At 62.5% G+C, this 3,357-nt stretch carries 3 protein-coding genes and 1 pseudogene; all 4 read right to left on the bottom strand.

The features are described from left to right. Nucleotides 1–709: pseudogene (locus EN969_RS22790) on the bottom strand (potassium-transporting ATPase subunit B); the annotation flags it as partial. Continuing rightward, nucleotides 706–903 carry a hypothetical protein gene (locus EN969_RS22785; RefSeq protein ID WP_224621338.1) on the bottom strand — a complete coding sequence of 66 codons (198 nt, stop codon included), beginning with the start codon at nucleotides 901–903 and terminating at the stop codon, nucleotides 706–708. The gene EN969_RS22785 and the pseudogene EN969_RS22790, both read right to left, overlap by 4 nt. A 25-nt stretch (nucleotides 904–928) precedes the next feature. Beyond that, nucleotides 929–2,632, bottom strand: coding sequence for a potassium-transporting ATPase subunit KdpA (gene kdpA / locus EN969_RS22780; RefSeq protein WP_063168983.1), 1,704 nt, complete (start codon nucleotides 2,630–2,632; stop codon nucleotides 929–931). 20 nt (nucleotides 2,633–2,652) lie between these two features. Continuing rightward, complete coding sequence (locus EN969_RS22775; RefSeq protein WP_032808122.1) at nucleotides 2,653–2,742, bottom strand: K(+)-transporting ATPase subunit F; 90 nt, start codon at nucleotides 2,740–2,742, stop codon at nucleotides 2,653–2,655. Nucleotides 2,743–3,357: the final 615 nt, after the last annotated feature.

Below are 3,357 nucleotides of genomic sequence, written 5' to 3'. Positions count from 1 at the left end.
TCGCGGTGGCCAGCACGAAGATCAGCGTCATGCCGACGAGCAGGATGTTGAGCGCGATCTCGTTCGGCGTCTTCTGGCGCTCCGCACCTTCGACCAGCGAGATCATGCGGTCGAGGAAGGTGTGGCCGGAAGCCGCCGTGATGCGCACGCGAACCCAGTCGGACAGCACCTGCGTGCCGCCGGTGACCGCCGAACGATCGCCGCCGGATTCGCGGATCACCGGCGCGGATTCGCCCGTGATCGCGGCCTCGTTGACCGAAGCGACGCCTTCGATCACTTCGCCGTCGGACGGGATGATGTCGCCGGCCTCGACCAGCACGGCATCGCCGACCTTGAGGCTGGTGCCGGGCACAAGTTTGTATTTGGTGCGGTCTTCACCGGTTAAAAGCTTGGCCTTGGTCTCGGTGCGTGCCTTGCGCAGCGAATCCGCCTGCGCCTTGCCGCGGCCTTCTGCGACCGCTTCGGCGAAGTTGGCGAACAGCACGGTGAACCAAAGCCAGATGATGATCTGCAGCGTGAAGCCGAGATTGCCGCCGCCGGAGACCAGGTCCTTGACGAACAGCACGGTGGTGAGCGCCGAGACGACGGCAACGACGAACATCACCGGGTTCCTGGCCAGCGTGCGCGGGTCGAGCTTGCGGAAGGCGCCGCCGATGGCGGGAAGCAGGATGCTGGCATCCATGATGCTGGCTGATTTCGAGTTGCTCATTTTGAAGCTCCGGCTTCGGTGTTGTTGGACGGCACCGGATGATCGGATGCCGAAAAGAGATGGGGCGGCCCGTAGGCCAGCAGCCAGAGGACGAGCATGACTGCCGCAAGGCCGAGAAACGTCGACAGGGTCGGGAAAGGAGGAGGTCCCTCCTCCTTTCCGTGATCGTCCCTGTGGGCGACCTTGCGGCGCATGGCATTGAACCACGACATGGCGGTCTCAGAAGGTCTGCCCGTGAGCCATCGCCAGGTGCTCGATGATCGGCCCGACGGCGAGCGCGGGGAAGAAGGTGAGGCCACCGACGATCAGGATGACGCCGATCAGCAGCCCGACGAACAGCGGGCCGTCGGTCGGGAAGGTGCCGGCGGAGGCCGGAACCGTTTTCTTCGCCACCAGCGAGCCGGCAATGGCCAGCGCCGAGATGATGACCAGGAAGCGGCCCATCAGCATGCCGATGCCGATGGTGATGTTGTACCAGGGCGTGTTGCCGCTGAGGCCGCCAAAGGCCGAACCGTTGTTGGCCGCCGCCGACGTGTAGGCATAGAGGACCTCGGAGAAGCCGTGCGGGCCGGCATTGCCCATCGACGCCACGCCGGTCGGCAGCACGACGGCGATGGCCGTGAAGATCAGCATCGCCAGCGGCAGGCACAATATGGCCAGCATCGCCATCTTGACCTCCTTGGCCTCGATCTTCTTGCCGAGATATTCGGGCGTGCGACCGACCATCAGGCCGGCGACGAAGACGGCGACGACGATGTACATCAGGATGCCGTAGAGGCCCGCGCCGACACCGCCGACGATGACTTCGCCAAGCTGCATGTTGATGATCGGGATCATGCCGCCGAGCGCCGTGAACGAGCCGTGCATGGCGTTGACAGCGCCGCAGGAAGCGGCCGTGGTGATGACGGCAAACAGCGCCGACAAGGCGATGCCGAAACGTGTCTCCTTGCCCTCCATGTTGCCGCCGTCGATGCCCAGCGCATGCACCAGCGGGTTGCCGGCGGCTTCCGCCCAGTAGCAGATGGCGACACCGGCGATGAACATGACGCCCATGGCCGAGAGGATCGCCCAGCCCTGGCGCTGGTTGCCGATCATGCGGCCGAAGACATTGGTCAAGGCGGCGCCGATGGCGAAGATCGACACCATCTGGATCAGGTTGGAGATCGCGTCGGGGTTCTCGAACGGGTGCGCGGCATTGGCGTTGAAGAAGCCGCCGCCATTGGTGCCGAGCATCTTGATGGCCACCTGCGAAGCGACCGGGCCGACGGCGATGGTCTGCTGCGCGCCTTCGAGCGTCGTGGCGTTGACATAGGCGCCCAGCGTCTGCGGCATGCCGAGCCAGACATAGGCCAGCGTCAGCACGACGCAGAACGGCAGCAGCAAATAGAGTGTGGAGCGGGTCATATCGACCCAGAAATTGCCGATCGACTTGCCCGAAGCCCGGGCAAAGCCGCGGATCAGCGCGATGGCTATGGCAATGCCCGTGGCCGCCGAAACGAAGTTCTGCACCGTCAGCCCAGCCATCTGCACGAGATAGGACATCGTGCTCTCGCCACCATAGTTCTGCCAGTTGGTGTTGGTCATGAAGCTGGCGGCGGTGTTGAAGGCGAGCCCTGGTTCAACCGCTGTCATGCCGGCCGGGTTGTAGGGCAGGCTGCCCTGCAGGCGCTGCAGGGCGTAGAGCACCAGGAAGCCGGCAAGGTTGAAGAGCAGCAGGGCGACCGCATAGGTGGTCCAGTGCTGTTCCTCCCGTTCGCTGGTTCCGCAAACACGGTACAGCCCGCGCTCGAGCGGGCCGAAGACGGGCGAGAGCAGCGTCCGGTCGCCGTCGAAGACGCGGTGCATGTAGCCGCCGAGCGGCTTCACCAGCAATATGACGATCCCGCAATAGACCAGGATCTGTATCCAACCGTTCAGTGTCATGGCTGTGGCTTTCCGTGCCTTCAGAAGCGTTCTGGACGAACGAGGGCGTAGGTCAGGTAGGCGAGCAGGAACAGCGTAACGCCGCCACCGAGAATATAGTCGACGATCATTTTTTCAGCCTCGCTCTAGAGAGCGTCGCAAGCTTTTATGTAGGCGAAACAAAGGGCAAAGAACAAAATTCCGATTCCGATAACGGCCATATCCATTGTTTTTATTCCTTTTGTTCTTTTGTACTTTGCGAACTTGACAGGAGAGTTCGCAATATATCGAAAGTGTCCCGTCGCATCTTTGGCGACGAAACCGAATGTGTTTTCTGAAGGGAATATGGACCCGATCGCCATAAAGGTTCGAGACGGAGCGCAGTGGAAAGAAATAGGAATTTCATAAAGATTTTTGCGCGGGCTCTTCCCAACACTCCACGCAGGGATTGTCGCGCAAGGCAGGCGGCCAGCCACAGGATTGCGATTTGCTTGCGAGCTGCCGGAAACGGGAAAGCCCGGCTGGGGCCAGCCGGGCCTTCTATGGTGGTGTGGCTTTAGCCGCCACGGAGGGTATCGATCTTCAGGCGGCGTAGCCGCCATAGCCACGCGCAACGGCGTGCACGCCCGCCACCGGCTCGAGGTCCGGCCACAGGATACAAGAAGCTTGCGCAAACTGGACGAGCGCGTGGCGGGCCTGCTCGATGGTCACATAGCCTGGGATGGCGAGTTCACATGCTTCCACCG

The organism is Mesorhizobium sp. M7A.F.Ca.CA.003.01.2.1 (assembly GCF_003998945.1).
Lineage (GTDB): Bacteria > Pseudomonadota > Alphaproteobacteria > Rhizobiales > Rhizobiaceae > Mesorhizobium > Mesorhizobium ciceri.
Note: the sequence above shows the minus strand (reverse complement) of the source record. Positions and strands in the feature narration are given on the sequence as shown.

What these genes read in the sequence shown, in the direction of transcription:
- EN969_RS22785 (WP_224621338.1), bottom strand. Translation starts at nt 903, where the DNA reads ATGCGCCGCAAGGTCGCCCACAGGGACGATCACGGAAAGGAGGAGGGA.
- kdpA (WP_063168983.1), bottom strand. Translation starts at nt 2,632, where the DNA reads ATGACACTGAACGGTTGGATACAGATCCTGGTCTATTGCGGGATCGTC.
- EN969_RS22775 (WP_032808122.1), bottom strand. Translation starts at nt 2,742, where the DNA reads ATGATCGTCGACTATATTCTCGGTGGCGGCGTTACGCTGTTCCTGCTC.